General features: G+C 68.9%; 11 protein-coding genes. 7 read left to right on the forward strand and 4 right to left on the reverse strand.

Translation table 11 applies throughout. The annotated features are described in order from the left end of the window. Positions 1-13: 13 nt before the first annotated feature. Together ABJF88_17275 and ABJF88_17280 are read right to left on the reverse strand one after the other, a co-directional pair. Complete coding sequence (locus ABJF88_17275) at positions 14-931, reverse strand: PEGA domain-containing protein (protein MEP0548690.1); 918 nt, start codon at positions 929-931, stop codon at positions 14-16. 316 nt (positions 932-1247) lie between these two features. Next, positions 1248-2168 (reverse strand): serine hydrolase, encoded by a 921-nt coding sequence (locus tag ABJF88_17280; protein ID MEP0548691.1) that lies wholly within the window; start codon positions 2166-2168, stop codon positions 1248-1250. A gap of 145 nt (positions 2169-2313) precedes the next feature. Here ABJF88_17280 and lysA point away from each other — a divergent pair, with 145 nt between their 5' ends. The 7 genes from lysA (at position 2314) to ABJF88_17315 (ending at position 16013) form a co-directional block, all read left to right on the forward strand. Beyond that, positions 2314-4557, forward strand: coding sequence for a diaminopimelate decarboxylase (lysA, locus tag ABJF88_17285; GenBank protein ID MEP0548692.1), 2244 nt, complete (start codon positions 2314-2316; stop codon positions 4555-4557). Between the two features lie 193 nt (positions 4558-4750). Next, a complete protein-coding gene (locus ABJF88_17290) occupies positions 4751-7918 on the forward strand; it encodes a carboxypeptidase-like regulatory domain-containing protein (protein MEP0548693.1) in 3168 nt (1055 codons plus the stop codon). Positions 7919-7961: 43 nt separating this feature from the next. Next, positions 7962-10127: a hypothetical protein gene (locus ABJF88_17295; protein ID MEP0548694.1), complete on the forward strand. Its 2166-nt coding sequence runs from the start codon at positions 7962-7964 to the stop codon at positions 10125-10127. Positions 10128-10171: 44 nt separating this feature from the next. Beyond that, positions 10172-11230, forward strand: a complete 1059-nt coding sequence (locus ABJF88_17300; protein ID MEP0548695.1) for a PorV/PorQ family protein — start codon at positions 10172-10174, stop codon at positions 11228-11230. 59 nt (positions 11231-11289) lie between these two features. Then, positions 11290-12543 (forward strand): IPT/TIG domain-containing protein, encoded by a 1254-nt coding sequence (locus tag ABJF88_17305; protein ID MEP0548696.1) that lies wholly within the window; start codon positions 11290-11292, stop codon positions 12541-12543. A gap of 127 nt (positions 12544-12670) precedes the next feature. Then, on the forward strand, positions 12671-14059 hold the full coding sequence (locus tag ABJF88_17310) for a T9SS type A sorting domain-containing protein (GenBank protein MEP0548697.1): 1389 nt from the start codon (positions 12671-12673) through the stop codon (positions 14057-14059). A gap of 106 nt (positions 14060-14165) precedes the next feature. After that, complete coding sequence (locus tag ABJF88_17315; GenBank protein ID MEP0548698.1) at positions 14166-16013, forward strand: family 10 glycosylhydrolase; 1848 nt, start codon at positions 14166-14168, stop codon at positions 16011-16013. A gap of 207 nt (positions 16014-16220) precedes the next feature. Here ABJF88_17315 and ABJF88_17320 read toward each other — a convergent pair whose 3' ends face one another. Both ABJF88_17320 and ABJF88_17325 read right to left on the reverse strand, forming a co-directional pair. Then, positions 16221-18770 carry an Ig-like domain-containing protein gene (locus tag ABJF88_17320; GenBank protein ID MEP0548699.1) on the reverse strand — a complete coding sequence of 850 codons (2550 nt, stop codon included), beginning with the start codon at positions 18768-18770 and terminating at the stop codon, positions 16221-16223. Further along, the gene (locus ABJF88_17325) at positions 18767-19729 is read right to left on the reverse strand and encodes a hypothetical protein (GenBank protein MEP0548700.1); all 963 of its coding nucleotides are present in this window, start codon (positions 19727-19729) and stop codon (positions 18767-18769) included. Before ABJF88_17325 ends, ABJF88_17320 begins: the two co-directional genes overlap by 4 nt. Positions 19730-19828: the final 99 nt, after the last annotated feature.

Below are 19828 nucleotides of genomic sequence, written 5' to 3' on the forward strand. Positions count from 1 at the left end.
CCGCGTCATCGGATCAGTTCAGGTCGAACTCGACGTCGGTGTGCCCGTCGGCCTCGACCTCCACGCGCCATTCCTGCGTGCCGAGCACGGGGTGGACGGCCCGGACGAGGTGCGATCCGACCGGGACGACGAGGTCGTGGCGGAGGTCGGAGTCGCGCGCGTGGAGGACGCCGTCGACGTAGACGGACCCCCACGGGCGGACGACGACGCGGAGCGTGCCGGTGAGGGGGACGAGGTCGGCGCGTGCGGTGGCGTGCCCGCCGGGAGCCACGACGACGCGTAGCGTGTGGGAGGCGTGGCCCGCGAGAGCCAGCGTGACGTCGTGCGCGCCGGGTTCGAGGTCGCGGAGCTGCAGCGGGGAGCGCCCCGCGAGGGCACCGTCGACGTAGACCTCGGCCCCGGCGGGCGCCGTGTCGATCTGCGCCGTACCGGTCAGCGGGTCGGGTTCCGTTTCAGGCATGCGCTCCGCGTCGCTCGGAGCAGTATCGGTCGGGGCGGTGTTGGTCGGGGTGGCGACAGCGAGGGGGGCGAGGGCGAAGGCCAGCGATGTTGCCTCGCCGGCTTGCACATAGACGAGGGTATCGCCGATCGCGTAGCCCTGCTTGCGAAGGACGAGCGCGTGCCACCCCGACGCCATCGTCTCGGTCCGGTACGGAGTGATGCCCTCGAAGGCTCCATCGACGTAAACGAGCGCGTCGCCCGGTTCCGACCGTACCTCCAACGCGGCGGGCGCGAGCGAGGCGGTGGGCGCGGGCGCGCCGCTCATCAGCGAAGCCCGTTCGTCATCGCTCAGGGGCACGAACGCCGGATCGGACGTCGAGGTGAGGAGGAGGAGCGCGCCCAGCACCGGAATGGAGACGAGCAGGGCGAAGTAGAAAAGTGGCCCGTATGCTCGAAAAAACCCCACCTCGTTCCGGGGAGGGATCGGCACGGGGGGTGGGGCGAAGGCGGGCGGGCGCCGCGTCACCTGCCCCGGTTCGGGGGGCGGCCGATCCGCGGGGCGGGGCGAATCGCTCGACGGAGCCCACAGGACTCGCCCAGGTGTCGACGTTTTGCCGTCTGCATTCATGCCGCGTAGAGTAGGACGCGCGGTCGCCTCCAGAGTCGACGTGACCCTGCCCCGGACCGCTGCCCCTCCCGTCGTCAAGGATTAGGCCGAAAGCCTGGGAACGTTGAACACCGTGCCGACGGGGAGCGATCACAGGATAACGCCGGTCGACTATCGCATGCCCGGCGCGTTGCCAGTTTCAGAGGCGGAAGCGCTCGCCGCCCGGCGCCGGCGCCCACGTCGCAGTGGGCTCGAACGTCTCCCAAAAGAGCCGCGAGAGGCGGCGGATGAGTTCGTACCCCGCGTTTTTAGGCTCGTAGCGCTCGTCGCTCTGGTCCTTCGTGATAACGGAGAACACGTAGGGCCCGCTGGGCGCGTGGACGTAGACCACCTCGCTGCGGGACTGCGAGACGGCGCCCTGCTTCGTCGCCGCCTGCACGCTCGGCGGGAGGGCAGACACGGCCTCGTCGTCGTAGAACGTCCGCGTCAGGAGCCGGTGCATCTCCTCGTCGGCGGCGGGGCTCACGGCCTCACCTTCGACGATGCGGCGGACGAGCTCGGCGATCTCGCGCGGCGTCGTCTGGCCCCAGCCGTAGCGCTCCCAGTCGGGGCGACGACCCGGCGTGCGGCTGTTGACGCGCGTGCCCTCGAAGCCGTGCGCGGCGAGCCAGGCGTTGATGGCTTCGCCGCCGCCGGCGAGCGTTTGCAGCCAGAGGCTCGCCGTGTTGTCGCTCGCCGAGAGCATGAGCTCGACGGCTTGGTGGAGCGGGACCGTGGCCCCGTCGCGAAGCTCGCCGAAGAGGTCGTCCTCGCTGTAGCGGAGCGAATCGCGGAAGACGAGGTCGTCGCCGTAGGACAGCGCGCTCCGCTCGATCCCGTCGAAGACGGCGACGAGGATGGGCACCTTGACCATGCTCGCGGTGGGGAAGAGGGTGTCGGCGCGGACCGCCGCGGTCCGGCCCGACGGGAGGTGGCGAACGTAGACGCCGACCGTGCCGTCGAAGCCGTCGATCATGCGTTCGACGGCCGCCTGCAGCGCGGCGTCGGCGACGGGCTTGGATTGGGCGAGGGGAGCGGCCGAGGCAGCGAGCAGAGCGGCGAGTAGGGCGAGGAGGCGCATCGGGGGGAGGGGGTAGCGTTTCCGCAAGATCGCATGCGGCCGGCTCATTTCGGAAGCCCGATTCGTCGTCCACCGCGTCGGCGTCCTGCCTACCTTCGGTGCGCCGCGTCGAACCCGCCTCCGTCCTCTCACTCTCTCGCCTGTGATGCGTTCTCACCCGTCCTCGTGGGTCGTCCTCCTCTTCCGAGAGCACAACGCCGATGATCTGTACGTTCGGGCCGAAGCCGTCCGAGCTGCGCGGGCCGAAGGGCACGGAGTCGTCTGCCTCGCCTCCCCCGCGCGGTCCATGCAGACAGGAGAGGAGGAGGCGCGAGCGCTAGAGCAGGCGCTCGGCGAAGCGGTCGTCTGGCACGGGGCTGGAGCGGCGTTCGATATCGAGCGATGGAAGGGGACGGATGCCGCCGTCCACGTTATCGGCGGCGAGGGGACCGCGGACGAAGGGGACGGTAGCGTCGCGGCGATGCTCGCCGCACGGCTCGACGCGGCGCGGCTGGAGGTGTGGGGCGCGCTGCCCGGCCTCTGCACGGCCGATCCCGACCTCGTCCCGTCTGCCCGGCTCCTTCGGCACCTCGGCTACGCCGACGCCCTCGCCCTCGCTGTTGCCGGCGTGTCCGACCTCGCGCCCGCTGCGCTCTCGACGGCCCGCGCGGCCCGCCTCCCGATTCGCTTCCGCTCGACGGCCCGTCCCGAAGCGGAGGGCACGACGGTATCCCACGCAGCGCCCGATGTCGGGGTCGGCGTCCTCGCCCTCATCATGCAGCCGGAGACGACACTCGTGACGGTCGCAGCGCCGGAGCACGCGCCGTCGGCCCGATTCCTCGCGGAGGTGTTCGCCGCGTTCGCGCGCCACGGACTAGCCGCAACGCTCAGCGTGCAGGCGGGCGCGCACATCGCCCTCGTCTGCGACGCCGGCGCGTATGGCGAGGTCGCTGGAGCATTGTTGGCGGACCTCGGCGCCCTCGGCGAGGTCGTGGTGCGGGACGGCTGCGCTACGGTTCGGCTCGTGGGGCGGAGGCTCGACGCCGGGCTCCCCGACGTCGCCGCCGCCGTAGACGTGCTCGATGGGCACCCGGTCCACCTCGTCGGTCGGTCGGACGGCGGGCTCGCGGTCGTCGTCGACGCGGGGCAGGCGGAGCGGGTCACGCGCGAACTCCACGCCGCCCTCTTCGGAGCCGTCAGCGAAGGCGCCGTCTTCGGCCCGACGCTCGGCGACGTGATGGGGCGGAGCGAGCAGGTGCCGGGGCGCGGGGTCTGGTGGCGGGAGCGGCGGGGCGATCTGCTGGCGCTCGCGGAGCGCGGGACGCCGCGCTACGCCTACGACGCCGCGACGATGCGGTCGGCGGCGCGGACGCTCCTCGCGCTGGAGCCCGTCGACCGCGTGCTCTACGCGCTCAAAGCGAACCCGCATCCGGGCGTGCTCCGCGTGCTGCGGGACGCGGGCGTCGCCTTCGAGTGCGTATCCCTCGCCGAAGTCGAGCGCGTGTTCGACCTCTTCCCCGACCACGCCCCGGAGCGCGTGCTGTTCACGCCCAACTTCGCGCCGCGCGCCGAGTACGAGCGGGCCTTCGCCCTCGGCGTGACCGTCACCGTCGACAACGCCTTCGTGCTCGACGCGTGGCCGGACGTGTTCGCCGGGCGCACCGCCTTCGTCCGCGTGGACCCCGGCGAGGGGCGAGGGCACCACGCCCACGTCCGCACGGCGGGGACGCGCTCGAAGTTCGGCGTCGGCGGCGACGGGGTGGAGGCGGTCGCCGCGCGCGCCGCCGACCTCGGGCTCCGTGTGGTCGGGCTCCACGCCCACCTCGGCAGCGGCATCACCGACACCGCGACGTGGGCCGAGACCGCCGACGCCCTCGCCGGCTACCTCCCGCTCTTCCCCGACGTCCGCGTGCTCGACCTCGGCGGCGGGCTCGGCGTGCCGACGCTCCCCACCGAGCCCGTCTTCGACGTAGCGGCGGCGGCGGAACCGCTCGCCGCGTTCAAGGCGGCGCACCCCGGCCTCGCGCTGTGGCTGGAGCCCGGCCGCTTCCTCGTCGCCGAGGCGGGCGTGCTGCTCGCCCGCGTCACGCAGCTCAAAGAGAAGGCCGGCGTCCGGTTTGTCGGCGTCGACGCAGGGATGAACGCGCTCGTCCGCCCGACGCTCTACGGGGCGTACCACGAGATCGTCAACCTCTCGCGGCTCGACGCGGAGCCGGCGTGGACGGCCGAAGTCGTCGGGCCGATCTGCGAGAGCGGCGACGTGCTCGGCCACGCCCGCCGCCTGCCCGTAACCGCCGAAGGCGACGTCGTGCTCGTCGCGACGGCGGGGGCGTACGGCCGGGCGATGGCGTCGACGTACAACCTTCGTCCGCTACCCGAGGAAGTGGTTTTAGAGAGGGTAGATTATTAAAGACGTAGCGACGGGGCCGGGCGGATAGAAAGGGGCGTGCCTGCAAAAACCCTTTGCAATAGTTCGTGGCGCCTTCTACATTCCCGGTCGGGACCAGCCGCTCGGGACCGGAGGTGTACCGCGCGCCGCGTCTCGGCCCCGCGCGTATCGTGTGATGACCCGCCCACCAACTCCTCCCGGCGAGGGGATCCCTATGCAGACTGCTACACTCCGCGTATTCCTGCTCCTCCTCCTCACCGCCCCGGCCGCCTGGGCGCAGAGCGGGAAGATCTCCGGCCAGGTCACCGATGCCGCGTCGGGCGAAGCGCTTCCGGGCGTAAACGTCGTCATCGACGGCACCACGCGCGGCGCGATGACCGACGGCGACGGCTTCTACAGCATTCTCAACGTCGGGCCCGGCCAGTACGCCCTCCGCTTCTCGTTCCTCGGCTACGCGACGCAGATCGTCGAGGACGTCGACGTCAACATCGAGGAGACGACGACGATCGACGTGGCCCTGCAGGACGAAGCCCTCGGGCTCGACGAAGTCGTCGTCCGCGCCGAGCGGCCCGTCGTCCAGCCCGACGTCTCGAACAGCCGTCTCAACGTGAGCGCGGCCGAGCTCCAGAGCCTGCCCGCCCCGACGATCGAGTCGATCGTCACGCTGCAACCGGGCATCCAAGACGGGTTCGTCGTGCGCGGCAGCCCGGCGAGCCAGCTCTCGTTCATGGTCAACGGCTTCCTCCTCCGCAACGAGCGCGACAACAGCCCGCTCACGCAGACGCCCGTCTCGGCCGTCGAAGAGATCCAGGTGCAGACGGGCGGGTTCAACGCCGAGTACGGCAACGTCCGCTCCGGCGTCGTCAACGTCGTCACGAAGGAGGGGCGCGAGGACCGCTACGAGGCGACGGCGATCCTCCGCTACAGCCCGGCGGCGCAGAAGAACTTCGGCCCGCTCGCGAATGACCTCGACTCGTACTGGGTCCGCCCCTACGTCGACCCGGAGGTGGCCTTCGTCGGGACCGACGCGTGGGACGCCGCGACGCAGGCGCAGTACCCCCGCTTCGAAGGCTGGATCGCCTTCGCCGAAGGGTTGCTCTCCGACCCCGATCCGACGAACGACCTCACGCCCGAGGCGGCCCAGCAAGCGTTCCTCTACCAGCACCGGAAGTCGCTCGAAATCACGGAGCCGGACTACGACGTGGACATCGGCCTCGGCGGGCCGGTCCCCGGCATCAGCCAGCAACTCGGCGGGCTCCGCTTTTACGGATCGTACCGCCAGACCAACGACCAGTACCTGATCCCGCTCAACACCGACAGCTTCGTGGAGCGGACCGGGCACCTCAAGGTGACCTCGAACGTCGCCTCCGGCATGAAGCTGAGCGTCGAAGGGCGTCTCGGCAATCAGGAAGGGACCACAGCGAGCCGCTCCGGCGGCACCGGAATCTTCCAGTCCGCGAGCGGCGTCGCGGACCAACTCAGCCCAGTGACGGGGTCGGGCGTCGGCTTCATCGACGCGCGCATCTTCGCGACGGACTACTGGAACCCCACGAACGTCCAGTACAACCAGGTCGGGCTCACCTTCACGCACGCCGTCAACAACTCGACGTTCTACCAGGCGAAGCTGAACCGGTTGGGCTTCAACTACGAGACGTTCCTCGGCCGCGCTCGCGACACCACGGACGTCGTGTTCTTCGGCGGCGTCGGGTTCGACGAAGCGCCCTTCGGCTTCGATCCGCGCACACAGGCCATCTCCATCGGGGACCTGCGGACGAGCGTCGGCTTCAGCAACGGGCGCGACACGAGCGAGGTGACGACGTACAACCTCCAACTCGACCTCACGAGCCAGATCACCCCGGCCTTCGAGGTGAAGACGGGGCTCGAATACAACATCACCGACCAGGACATCCGCTACGGCCGGTTCGACGAGTTCCTGCCTTCGGCCAACGCCAACTTCGCGTGGCAGCGGACGCCGGCGCGCGGCGCGCTCTACGGCCAGGGGAAGCTGACGTTCAAGGGGATGGTCGCGAATCTCGGCCTGCGCGGGGAGTACTTCCACGCCGGCGGCGATTTCTACGACTTCAGCCAGTTCGATCCGGCGTTCGGCGGGCAGGCGGGCAACCCGATCGACGGGCTCGACACCCTCCTCACCCAGGAGCCGACGAAGCGGATCGTCACGCTCAGCCCGCGCCTCGGCGTGTCGTTCCCGGTGACGGCCGTGAGCAAGCTCTTCGTGAACTACGGCCACTTCCGCTCGCTCCCGCAGCCGACGAACGTCTTCCTCTTCGGCTACGAAACCGAGAGCGGGCGGATCAGCTCGGTCCCGAACCCGAACAACCCGCTGCCGAAGACGGTCGCTTACGAGCTCGGCTACGAGCAGTCGTTCTTCGAGCAGTTCCTCGTGCGCGTCGCCGGCTACTACAAGGACGTCACGTTCGAGCCGCAGCGCGTCGAGTACATCAGCCGGGACGGTCGGGCTAGGTACTTCCTGAGCGAGCCCACCGGCTACGCCGACACGCGCGGGTTCGAGTTCACGGTCAAGCGGGACCGGGGGCGCTGGGTGCAGGGCTTCTTCAACTACACCTACATGGTGGACTCCGACGGGTACTTCGGTTTCGACACGATCGACGAGAACACGACGGAACAGACGACGCGCGAGAACGACAATGCGGCGCGTCGCGACGCGCAGAACCGCCCGGTACCTCGGCCCTTCGCCCGCCTCAACCTCGACTTCTTCACGCCCGACGACTTCGGCCCGCGCTACAGCGGATTCCGCCCGCTCGCCGGCTGGCGCGTGAGCATGGTCGGGCAGTGGCGGGACGGGGGGGACGTGACGTGGGCCGGCGGCGGCACCAGGCCCGGCGTCCTCAACAACGTCGACGTCAAGGACCCGTGGCGGCTGGACCTCCGCTTCGCCCGCACGTTCGACCTCCGCGGACGCGAACTGACCTTCTTCGCGGACATCTTCAATCTGACGAACCGGCGGCAGTTCTCCGCAGCCGGGTTCGTCGACGGCGTGGACCGCGATGCGTATCTCGCCTCGCTCCACCTCCCTGAGTCGGACGACTACCCCAACATCGTGGGCGACGACAACTACGGTACGGTCCGCCCCGACGACGTGGCTTACGTCCCGACCATGCGGTGCGAGGTCCGTGCCGAGGACTGCATCAGCCTGACGACCGACATGCCCGCGAACGCGCTCTATTTCGAGGCGAGCACGGGCACGTACCTCACGTATCAGGACGGCGCCTTCGCCCCGGCCGACCAGAGCTTCGTCAACCGCGTGCTCGACGACAAGGCGTACATCGATATGCCCAACCAGAATTTCCTCACGTTCCTGGGCCCGCGGGACGTGTTCTTCGGCATCCGCCTGAAACTGTAGCCGCCGTATGCCTACTCCCGTTGCCCACCGTGCCCCACGCCCTATGACCGTCCCCATCACGCTGCAGCGCGCCTTCGGCGTCCTTCTCTGCGCCGTGCTGCTCTGGGGCGCCGCCCCCGACGCCCGCGCCCAGTTCCAGAACAAGTGGCTCTCGGCCGGCTCCTTCCACAACTGGTACTCCGAGATCGGCAGCGAGTGCGAGGAATGCGGGTTCGTCCGTGATCAGCAGGACGGCTGGCGCTGGCCCGGGATCTATCGCTTCACCGACATGCAGGCGGCGAAGGCGCTGTGGATCGGGGCGCAGAACGTGACCGGCCCCGAGGGCTCGACGTTCCCCGTCCGCGTCGTCCACGTCGGCCCCCGCGTCTCGGGCGGCGGCGAGTTCTTCCCGACGGAGTTCCGGACGGTCAGCAAGTACCCGCTCCCGGTCGTCACCGTGGACGGGAATCAGTCGTTCTCGAGTGCGGAGATGGTGGTGGACGAGGTGGACCCGGATCAGGTCGCCGACGTGATGATCGTGAACGCAGCCAACACCCTCCTCGGGATCACGATGGAGCGGCGGATCATGCAGTTCTCGCAGGGCTTCCACGACAACTACCACGTCATCGAGTACGTCTTCACGAACACGGGCAACACCGATCGCGACGCCGAGATCGAACTGCCGAACCAGACGCTCGAGGGCGTGACGTTCTTCTTCCAGTACCGGCTGGCCCCGACGGCGAACAGCCGCTACGCGATCGGGAACCCGACGGGGTGGGGGAAGAACACGATGAACGACACGCGGGGCGACGGGCTGATGCCGGACCCGCCGGACGAGCAGTTCCGGGCGCAGTACGCGTGGCACGGTAACTTCCCCCCGTTCACGGCCTACGACAACCTTGGCGGGCCGCTGCTCCCGCCGGCCGTGCCGGCCATCAACGTGGCCGCGGGGGACACGCTCGGCCGGCTGGCATCGGCGCAGTTCGCGGGCGTCGTCACGCTGCACGCCGACGCCTCGGCGGCCGACGAGTCCGACGACGCGGGGCAGCCGACGACGACGACGTGGATCCACTCCGACGCCCCGTTTACCTCGAGCAACGATCCCTTCAGCCCGGGCCGGATGCAGGTGGAGTACGACGTGATGACGTCGGGGCACAAGAGCCCGCGCCACGCCCTCGCCGTCGAGCCGACCGGTCTGCCGGGCTTCCTCGACCCTACCGGTGACCCCTCGCAGGGGACGACGGGCGGGTACTCGTCGGCGAACGGGTACGGGCCGTACACCCTCGCCCCGGGCGAGAGCGTGCGGATCGTGATGGCGGAGGGGGCGGCGGGGATCAGCCGTGAGGCGGCGACGGCGCTCGGCCGGCAATTCAAGCAGGCCGGAGCCGACGCCAACGCGATCCTCTCGTTCGACGTGGGTGGGCAGACCCGGAGCATGACGAAGAACGAGTGGATCTTCACGAGCCGGGACTCGCTGTTCCAGACGTTCCGCCGGGCGATCGCGAACTACGAATCGGACTTCGCGATCCCCGCGCCGCCCGCGCCGCCGGCCTCGTTCGCCGTGGCCGGGGGCGGGGACCGGATCACGCTGGAGTGGGAGTCGCAGGCGGGCGCTGCCGAGCCGGCCGGGTGGGAGATCTACCGGGCGCAGGCGCGGTTCGACAGCACGTACACGCTGATCCACACGGCCGGGCCGGGCGAGCGCACCTTCGACGACACGACGCCGGTGCGTGGGCTCGACTATTACTACTACCTCGTGGCAGTGGGCGACGGGAGCGGGAACGACGGGGGGGGAATGACGCCGGCGGGGGTACCGCTGCGCAGCAGCCGCTACTTCACGCAAGCGTTCCTCCCGACACAGTTGAAGCGGCAGCAGGGCCGGACGCTCGACGACATCCGCATCGTCCCGAACCCGTTCAATATCACCTCGGCGGGCGGGCTCCGTTTCGGAGGAGGAACCGCCACCGACAAACTCGCCTTTTTCAACATCCCGGGCTTCGCCCGAATCGACATCTACACAGAGCTTGGCCAACTCGTTGACACGATCGAGCACGACAACGGGAGCGGCGATGCGTTTTGGGACTTCACCACCTCGTCCCGGCAAACGGTCGTCAGCGGGCTCTACATCGCCGTGATCACGGTGACGCAGGACATCGGAGACCTCGAGACCGGCGAGATGCTGTTCCAGAAGGGGGAGCGCACTATTAAGAAGTTCGTCATCATCCGATGAGCCCCATTCGTTGGTCCACGCCCGGCCGAACCGCCCACGCCTCCATGACGACCATGAAAATCCACGCTATCGTTGCCGTCGCGCTCGGCCTATTGCTCGGCGCCGCCGTCCCCCGCGCCGTCGCCCAGCAGGGGGCGGATCAGGAGAAGCTGGCGCAGACTGGGATGAAGTTCCTCAGCATCTCCGCCGACCCCCGCGCCGCCGGCATGGCCAGCGCGATGACGGCGCTCGAAGGCGGGTCGTCGATGCTCTTCTACAACCCGGCGGGCATGGCTCGGCTGGGCTCGCAGGCGGACCTCATGCTCGGGCAGACCGGCTGGATCGCCGACATCGACTACAACTTCGGGAGCTTCGCCTACCGCCCCGCCGGCGGGCGCTACGGCGTGATCGGCGTCAGTCTCGTCTTCGCCGACTACGGCGAGTTGCAGGAGACCGTCCGCGCCGGCAACGAGCAGGGCTTTCTCGATCTCGGCTCGTTCTCGCCGCAGGCGTGGAGCGTCGGCGTCGGCTACGCCCGAGCCATTACCGACCGGTTCTCCGTGGGCGGCCAGGTGAAGTACGCCAACCTCGACCTCGGCAGTAGCGTGATGGGCGTCGAGGGCGACGGCTCGGTGACCGACGACGGGGCCGTGCTGGTGCGCCAGAACAACGAACAAGGGACGGCCGCGTTCGACTTCGGCATCCTGTATAACACCGGCTTCCACAGCCTGAACTTCGCCGTCAGCGCCCGCAACTTCGCCCCCGAGATCACCTTCGAAGAGGAGAGCTTCCAACTCCCGTTAACCCTCCAGATCGGCGTGTCGATGGACGTGCTGGACCTGACGAGCTACGGCGCCTCGAACCTCCACAGCCTCGTCGTGAGCGTGGACGCCGAGAACCCGCGCGACTTCTCCGAGCAGATCAAGATCGGCGGGGAGTACACCTTCTACAACGCGCTCTCCCTCCGTGCCGGGTACGTCTTCCCCACCGACGAGGAAGGCATCAGCCTCGGCGGCGGCGTGCGGCAGGAGTTCGCCGGGATCGGCTTCGGCGCCGACTACGCCTACACCACGTTCGGCGTCTTCTCCGGCGTCCAGCGCATCGCCCTCCGACTCTCGTTCTAATCGGCTCCCGCGATTCCCGCGGCCTCCCGTCCCCGCCTGTACCCGTAGCACGATCCCTTATGCGACCGACGACGACCCCTCGCCTTGCTGCCCTCCAATGCGGGCTTCTGGCCGCGCTCCTGATCCTCGCGGCAGGCTGCGATACGGGCCCTGGGGAATCGCTCTACGACCCCGACCCCACGACGAACCCCGACCCCGCCGTCACGGCCGTCTCGCCGGACCCCTCGGAGATCGTCCTCGCCGGCATCGACGACGTGACCCTCACGGGGACGAACTTCTCCGCCAACGCCTCCGAGAACCTGGTCTACTTCAACGACGTGCGGGCCGAAGTCGTGGAGGCGTCGCCGACGCAGTTGCGTGTGAGAGCCCCGAACGTCCCGTCGCCCGAACTGCAGATTCGGGTGGCCGTGCTCGGGGCGGAGAACTACAGCAACCTCGTCCCGTATCGGCTGGTATCGGCGATTGTGCCGTTCGGTGATCTCGGTATGGCGGACGAGCCGATCGGAATCGGGAGCGACGACCTCGGCAATGCATACGTGTCCATCTTCTCGGAGGGTAGCTCCGTCGGTATCGACCGGTTCACGCCGGAAGGGGAGCGAAGCGATTACTTCTCGACGACCTTCCCGTGGTCGGACCTCGCCGTCGGGCCCGACGGCGCGCTTTACGGCGTGCGCGGGGTGCAGGCGGTGTTCCGCCTCCCCGAAGGCATGGCGCAGCAGACGTACCAGGTCGTGACCGGCTCGGCCCGGCTTGGCGCCCTCACCTTCGGCCCGAACGGCGAGCTGTGGACAGGGAGCCGCGAGGGAGGGCTCTTCCGCGTGGCCCCGGGCGGCGGGAGCTTCGAGCAGTTCGACCTCCCCGGCAACATCCGGGACCTCGTCGTCTTCGACGGGGCGCTCTACGTGGCGGTGACGCAGGACAACGTTAGCCGCGTGGTGCGCTTCCCCATCGACAGCAACGGCGATCTGGGCGCGGCCGAGACATACATCGACGTGACGGCGGCGTTCACTGCGCAGGCGCTGGCGCTCGCCTTCGCCCAGGACGGCACCCTTTTCATCGGGACTGACGCAGGCGGGGCCATTGACCTCCAAGAGCGAAACCCCGTCGTGTCCGTGTTGCCCGACGGATCGACGGAGGTGGTCTACCCCGGCGTACTCGGCCCGGCGCAGAGTTCGACGTTCGTGCAGGTCCGCTCGCTCGCCTGGGATGCCAGCACGGGCCTCTACGCCATCCGGCGTTTCGAAATCCAAGCCCAGACGACGGAGATCTTCTTCGACCTCGTCCGCATCGAGACGCGGAAGACCGGGGCGTGACGAAGAAGCCCTTCGATCAACCGTGAGTTTCTAAACGCTTCACCGTATCATAACAAAGCACACGGAAACCGGTCCCTCCGGTCCGTCGAGCCACTTCTACCCACATCATCCCCAAAGCCCTGGTACCATGAGACTATCGTTACTCCTTGCTGTACTCGTGCTGGCTGCTGCGGTCCCAGCCTCAGCGCAGGACTGGCAGTTCGCCAACGTCTTCCCCCCGGACACCCTTGAGACCGACGGCAACGGCATGCACGGTATTGCCGTCGACCCCGAGGGCAAGGTCTGGATGCAGACGTTCGGTGCCACAGACAGCGTGGCGGTCGCCGAACTCGGCGGCGACTTCTTCCCCGTCCGTGTGATCTCCGTGTTCAATGCCGACGGCACGCCGGCCAGCTTCTCGCCCGTCCGGTTCGTCGACTACGCCGACGGCACGACGCCCCGCGACACGCTCGGTGGCTTCGTTACGCGGAACGCTGCCAACGAGCTGATCTGGGAGGGCCGCAGCGGTCGCGGTCTCCGCGCCGACAGCGACGGCAACATCCTCGTGTCGCAGTTCACCACGCTGTTCAAGCTCGACTACGAGACCGGCCAGGGCCTCGCCCGCGTCGACGTGCCCGAGACGCTCACCCAGGCCGGTGTCGACAACATGGGGAACGTGTACCTCGCCCCGGTGGTCCCCGGCACGCCGATCCGGATCTATGACACGGACCTCAACTTCCTCGGTAACGTCAGCGAGGCCTCGTCGAACTTCTCGCGCAGCATCACGGCGTCCCCGGACGGCCTCACGGTCTACGAGACGGCCTTCGAGAACACCTTCACCATCATCCACCAGCGCGCCGACATCTTCTCCGAGTTCGACTCGGTCGGCGTGGCGTTCCGTGGGATGCGCACCGAGTCGGCCGCCTTCAACCCGGCGACGGGCAACCTCTGGGTGAGCTCGGGCAACCCGCTCAACCTCCCGAACCAGGACGCGACGGTTGAGACCTCGTGGCTCTCGAACACGTGGTACGAGTTCAGCCCCGACGACCTCGAGACGCCGCTCGACTCGATCCGCTGGGCCGGCTGCGAGAACTACATCGCCGGCGTCTGCCAAGACACACCGGCTCGCCCGCGCGGCATCGCGTTCACCACGGACGGTACTGTCGCGTATGTGGCCGCCTTCAGCGCGGACGACATCAGCCCCGGCAGCAACGCCGAGAAGTTCATCCGCATGGGCGTCGCCGTCGAGCCGACGGGCACGGCCGTGCCGGAGCAGGTCGCGCTCGGGCAGAACTACCCGAACCCGTTCCGCGGCTCGACGCAGATCGACTTCGACCTGCCGGAGACCGGGCACGCCGCCCTCCGCGTCTACGACGTGCGGGGCCGCGAGGTCGCCGTGCTCGTGGACGAGGTGCTCTCCGCTCGGAGCTACTCGGCGCAGTTCAACGCCGAAGGCCTCGCCAGCGGCGTCTACGTCTACGTGCTGTCGCTCGACGGGCGTCAGCTCAGCACCAACCGGATGATGCTGATCGAGTGATCGCACGCCGCAGGTAGCACCGGGGGTGCCGGGCCGTCACGGCTCGGCACCCCTCGTTGTATGTTGGACCTATGCGCTTCCTTCCGTTCCGCTCGACTCTCCCATCATGAAACGCCTCCTCTTCGCCACGCTACTCGCGCTCGCGACCCTGCCCGCGCTCGCCCAAGACCCACCGAAGCACGAGTTCCGCGGGGCGTGGATCGCCACCGTCATCAACCTCGACTGGCCCACGTCGCCGAGCGCTACGACGGCCCAGCAGCAGGCCCAGCTAATCGGGATCCTCGACGCCCTGCAGGGCGCGGGGATCAACGCGGTGGTCTTCCAGGTCCGCACCGAATCCGACGCGTTCTACGCCTCGGAGACGGAGCCGTGGTCCTACTGGCTGACCGGCGAGCAGGGGACGGCGCCGGACCCGTTCTACGACCCGCTCGCCTTCGCGATCGAGGAGGCGCACAAGCGGGGGATGGAACTGCACGCGTGGTTCAACCCCTACCGCGCCGTGCGTGGCTCGGGGTACGCCAACTCCGCCGACCACGTCTCGATGGAACACCCCGAGTGGTTGCTCACGTTCGGAAACTTGCAGGTGCTCAACCCCGGCCTGCCCGAGGTCCGTGAGTACGTGACGGACGTCATCGCCGAGGTGGCCGAGCGCTACGACATCGACGGCGTCCACTTCGACGACTACTTCTATCCCTACCCCCCGAATCAGGTTACGGACGAGGACGCCGATGCGTTCGCCGCCGACCCGCGAGGGTTCACCAACATCGGCGACTGGCGACGCGACAACGTCAACTTGCTCGTCGCTTCTGTGAACGCGGCGATCCAGACTGCCAATCCCGACGTCGTCTTCGGGATCAGCCCCTTCGGCATCTGGAAGAACGGCGTGCCGGCAGGGACGTCGGGGCTCGACGCCTACAACGTTGTCTACGCCGATGCGTTGGCCTGGCTCGATGGGGGCACGATCGACTACCTCGCGCCGCAACTTTACTGGTCGTCGCAGCGCTCGTTCGACGCCGACGGGGATGGCGACCTCGACTTCAATCTGCAACGGTTCTCGACGTTGGCGCCGTGGTGGGCGCTACAGACGGCCGCGGCCGGGCGACATCTCTACCCCGGGCTCGCGGCCTACCGATCCGGCAACCCGGGGTACGCCCCGTCGGAGATCCCAACCCAGATTCGGTTCACGAGAGAGGCGGCCGACATGCAGGGGACGATCCTGTTCCGCGCGCGAGCCGGAATCCTCACGAGTCCCGGCAACCTCCGCGATTCATTGGAGACGGACCTCTACCGCCATCCGGCGCTGCCCCCGGTGATGCCGTGGCGAAGCCAGGCCGTCCCGGCCACGCCGGAGGAACTGGATTACGTGTTCGAGGGCGAGGACGTGACGCTCGCGTGGACCCCGCCGGCTTCCAGTGCCGCCGACTCCGCCCGGTTCTTCGCCGTCTACCGCATCCAGTCGGCGACCGAGCCGGACTACGAGACGGCCCTCGCCGACGCCCGCAATCTCCTCGCCGTCACAGGCGAGACGACGTTCACCGACCGTCCCTTCAACGTCGGCGAGCCGTATTACTACGTCGTGACCGGCGTCAGCGCGAACTCAATCGAGAGCGCGCCGAGCAACGCCGTCGTGCTCGAAGGGGTCGCGATCGATACGGAGGACACGGCCGGGCCGCTCGCCTTCGAACTAGGCTCGAACTACCCGAACCCGTTCGCTGCGCGGACGACGATCGGGTTCTCGCTGGACCGGCCGGCAGCGGTGACGCTCCGCGTGTACGACATGCTCGGGCGCACGGTGGCGACGCTCGTGGACGATGCGCGGTACCCCGCCGGCTCGCACACCGTCGAGTGGGACGGCATCTCGGCGTCGGGCCGACGGCTAAGCAGCGGGACGTATTTCTACCGGCTCGACGCCGACGGCCGGCGCGCGGCGAAGCCGATGACGCTGATCCGATAATGCCCAGCCTTCTACTCCACATCGAGCCCCTCATCTCGACTGAGCCGTCTCCATCGCCGTAGAGACGCAACATGTTGCGTCTCTACCAACGGTCGAATCAACGGCTATCGCGTCGGCAGCAGGACAAACCAGGAAGCGCTCCGCCACCAGCGGAAAGGGGGCGGCACCGAAGACCGGTGCCGCCCCCCTTGCGTTGCGGCGGTCGTATTACCGGACAAGCGTCAGCTTGATCGTCTCCGTCGATTCGCCCGCGGTGAGGCGGCAGAAGTAGACGCCGCTCGCGAGGGCAGAGGCGTCCCACGTCAGCGCGTTCGTCCCGGCCGGGAAGCGGGCGCCGTCGGCGAGGCGGGCGACTTCGGCCCCGCGCACGTTGTAGACCACGGCCGTGACCTCGGCCGTAGCCGGGAGGTCGAAGGCAATTGTGGTTTCCGTACGGAAGGGGTTGGGGTAGCTGGCGTGGACGCGGAAGCGCTCGGGCGTGCCCGCCTCTGGCTCGCCGGCCACGGCCATCTGCTTCACGAGGCGGAGGTCGTCGATGTAATACTGGCCGAACGGCTCGTTGCCGGGCACATACGTGAGCTGCATGCTGTCGAAGCGCAGCGTCCCGTCGAGCACGCCGTCGCCGATCCACGAGCCGACGCCGTCGCTCCCCATGTTCCACGAGACGAGCTGCCAGCCGACCCAGTCGATCGTGAACCACGGGCTGACTTCGGTGCCCGTCGTGCCGGTGTTCACCCGGTCATCGACGGCGAAGCGGAACTGGTTGCCGAGGCCGTCCCCGAAGACGTACGCCTGCAGGGTGTACGTGCTGTCGAATCGGACGTTGAACGGGGGGCCGCCGGCGAGGAACTCGCGGATGAGCCACGGCGAGGTGTCGACGTTCCACCCGTAGTCGAGCCGGAACGAGGCGACGCCGCCGTTGAGTAGGTTGTACACGTCGGTGTCGACGACGGCGCCGGTCGAGTCGGTGACGATGCCCGTCGTGGAGCCGCTCTGCTGCGGCACCCACCAGTTGACGTCCACATCGCTCTCGAAGTCGTCGATCTCGGTGACGACGGTAGCGCGTGAGCCCGTCGTGAAGAGGGTCTGCTGGCGCGACGGCTGCGCGTTACGGAAGAGATCTTCGATCCCGGCTTCGAGCACGAGACGGTAGACCGTCTCCGCGGCGAGGTCGGCGGCGGGGAAGAACGTGACGACGCTCTGCTCGCCCACGTCGTACGGGACCACCTCGCCGGGCACGGCCGCGCCGCCGCCCGTCGGTTCGAGCCGGACGCGACCGTCGAGCGTGGCCGGGTTGATCCGCTCGCTGAACGTCGCGGTGACGAGGGGGCGGAACTCGACGCCTGTCGCCCCGAAGGCGGGGAACGCGCCGGCGAGCCGCGGCGGCACAGTGTCGGGGAAGCCGGTCGTGAACGTGAGCGTGAATGCGTCGCCGCCGGTCCCGTCGCCGTCGCCGTCGAGCGGATCTTCGAACGCACCCTCGGCAGTCCCGGCGATCGTGACCGTGTAATCCGTCTGGGGGAGGAGCGTGTCGGGTTCGAAGACGAGCCGGGTGTCGGCCTCGTTCCATGCGAACGTGCCGTCCACGTCCGGCGCAATCGAGAACGCGGCCTCGACGCTGGCGCGGTCCATCGGCCGGCTGAACTCGAAGACGAGCGGGTCGGTGATGCGGAAGTTGTCGTCGCCCTCGGCCGGCGTCGTCGAGGTCACGACCGGCGGGATCGTCGAGACGAGCTGGACGTCGGTGAACGTGAAGAAGGTGTCGACGGGCGTGATCTGGCTGGAGAACGGCGCGTAGCCCTCGGCCTCGACGGTGAACGCGAGCGTGCCGGCGGGGAGGCCGGGCAGGTAGTAGAACCCGTTGCGCAGCTCGTCCGGGTCGTCGGAGTACTGGTTGAAGAGGGATTCGTACGTATCGGTCGTGTACGACTGGCCGCCGATCGTGATGACGGCGCCGTTGATAGGCTGCTCGCTCTCGAGGTCGGAGACGATGCCCGTAGCGATGCGGGCGGGCGGGCGCTCGATGCCGTGGTAGTCGAGGATCGCCCAGAACATCGCGCGGGCTTCGAGCTGCTTCCACTCCGCGTTCATGTTGCGCTGGTTCTGCGTCGGGTTCGTGTGGAAGCCGGCCTCGCTCAGCGCGGAGGGCATGAGCGAGAAGCTCTGCACGAAGTTGCGCGAGCCCTTCGGCGTGACCGACACGTCGCGGCACGAGGACTCGCCGTAGAAGTCGCACTCGCCCCACGCGCCGTCGTTCGAGAGGGGAATGCGCATGCCGCGGCCGAGGAGCGGCCCCATGATCTCGGCCCACGGCCGACCACCGTTGTACGGGGGCGCAGGCTCGCCGCCGGTCCGGAGCTGGGGCCAGAGCACGAAGAGGGAGTTGGCGCTCGGCGCCGCGGCGTTGCTGTGGATCGAGTGGAAGTGATCGGCGTTGAGCGCGTTCGCGTCGTCCACGCGCTGGCTCAGGCCGACGTTCTGCTGGTCGTTCGTCCGCGACAGGTAGACCGTGTCGATGTCGGTCTCGGTGAGGAGGATGTCGCGGAGTTCGAGGCCGACGCGGAGCACCTTCCGCGCTTCGGAGTAGCCGAAGACGCCGATGTTCTCGTTCTGGCTGTGGCCGGGGTCGAGGTAGAGGCTCCAGTCGGAGAGCCCGGTGACCTGCGCCGAGGCGGGCGCGGCGAGGCTCACGGCGAGGACGAGGAGGGGAAGCAAGCGAACCATGAGGGGCGAGGTCGGGAGGAGGCGGGGCATCATCGGGCGAGGGGCAGGAGGTAGAGCGTGCCGTCGCCGAGGTCGTCGAAGGCAATCGTGCGGCCGTCGGGCGACCACGACGGGTTCATCTCGAGCCGATCGGCCGTCTGGGTGAGCGCGACGGTCTCGCCGCTGCCGTCGGTGCGGACGGCGAAAAGGTCGGAGGCGGTGAACGCCTCGCCATCGTCCTCGGTGCGCATGAACGCGATCCACTGGCCGTCGGGCGACCACGTCGGGCGGTGGCCGGGGCCGAGGCTCCGTAGCCCGCTCCCGTCGGCGTTCATCACGTGGAGGTCGCCGCCCATGATCTCGAACGCGACGCGCGCTCGGTCGGGCGAGGCGACGGCGTTGAGCACGCGCCGGTCGGTGAGCAGCGCCTCCGTCTGAGCCCCGCCGTCGCCGACTCGGACGGCGGCGAGCGTCGTGCCTTCGACCACGAACGCCGGGCCTGCGACGGCGCGCTGCGGCTCACCGGGCGACGCGAGGGCGAGGACTTCGAGCCCGTCGGGCGAGGGGAGGAGGACGGCGGTCCCGGTCGGGCTCCACTGCGGGAGAACGGGCATCCGCGCCCGGTAGTCGGTGAGCTGCTCGGCCGCGCCGCTCGCTAGGTCGAACACCTTGACGGCGCTCCGCCGCTGCGTGCCCTCGACTTGTGACACGCGAGCGAGGAGGGCCTGTCCGTCCGGCGACCACGCAAAGCCGAAGCCTGCGGCGGACTCGGCCGTGATCTGCCGGAGCGCCTGCCCGTCGGGCTGGACGACCCACAGCCCGTCGTATCCGGGGCGTGTGAATGCGAGCTGCGTGCCGTCCGGCGACCACGTCGGGTGGGCGAAGCCGGTGCCGTCGAGGTTGAGCGGGACTGGTGCCCCGGCGGCGCGGAGCGTGCTCTGCGCCACGGCGGGCGGCGCGACGGCGAGGGCGAGGAGGAGGCCGCCCAGCAGGGGCAGCGTGCGGAGTGGCATGAGCGCGGAGGTCAGGCGGTCGGGAAGCGGGGCAGAGGGCATATAATACCACATACCCTTTCGCGCTGCCCTCATTAGCTTCGGGGTTCGTATGCTCCA

It is taken from the genome of Rhodothermales bacterium (assembly GCA_039944855.1).
Taxonomy (GTDB): domain Bacteria; phylum Bacteroidota; class Rhodothermia; order Rhodothermales; family JANQRZ01; genus JBBSMX01.

Bases quoted from the DNA above. Each gene is read 5' to 3' on its own strand.
- ABJF88_17290 (MEP0548693.1), top strand. From the start codon at position 4,751: ATGCAGACTGCTACACTCCGCGTATTCCTGCTCCTCCTCCTCACCGCC.
- lysA (MEP0548692.1), top strand. From the start codon at position 2,314: ATGCGTTCTCACCCGTCCTCGTGGGTCGTCCTCCTCTTCCGAGAGCAC.
- ABJF88_17320 (MEP0548699.1), bottom strand. From the start codon at position 18,770: ATGATGCCCCGCCTCCTCCCGACCTCGCCCCTCATGGTTCGCTTGCTT.
- ABJF88_17305 (MEP0548696.1), top strand. From the start codon at position 11,290: ATGCGACCGACGACGACCCCTCGCCTTGCTGCCCTCCAATGCGGGCTT.
- ABJF88_17315 (MEP0548698.1), top strand. From the start codon at position 14,166: ATGAAACGCCTCCTCTTCGCCACGCTACTCGCGCTCGCGACCCTGCCC.
- ABJF88_17280 (MEP0548691.1), bottom strand. From the start codon at position 2,168: ATGCGCCTCCTCGCCCTACTCGCCGCTCTGCTCGCTGCCTCGGCCGCT.
- ABJF88_17325 (MEP0548700.1), bottom strand. From the start codon at position 19,729: ATGCCACTCCGCACGCTGCCCCTGCTGGGCGGCCTCCTCCTCGCCCTC.
- ABJF88_17300 (MEP0548695.1), top strand. From the start codon at position 10,172: ATGACGACCATGAAAATCCACGCTATCGTTGCCGTCGCGCTCGGCCTA.
- ABJF88_17310 (MEP0548697.1), top strand. From the start codon at position 12,671: ATGAGACTATCGTTACTCCTTGCTGTACTCGTGCTGGCTGCTGCGGTC.
- ABJF88_17295 (MEP0548694.1), top strand. From the start codon at position 7,962: ATGACCGTCCCCATCACGCTGCAGCGCGCCTTCGGCGTCCTTCTCTGC.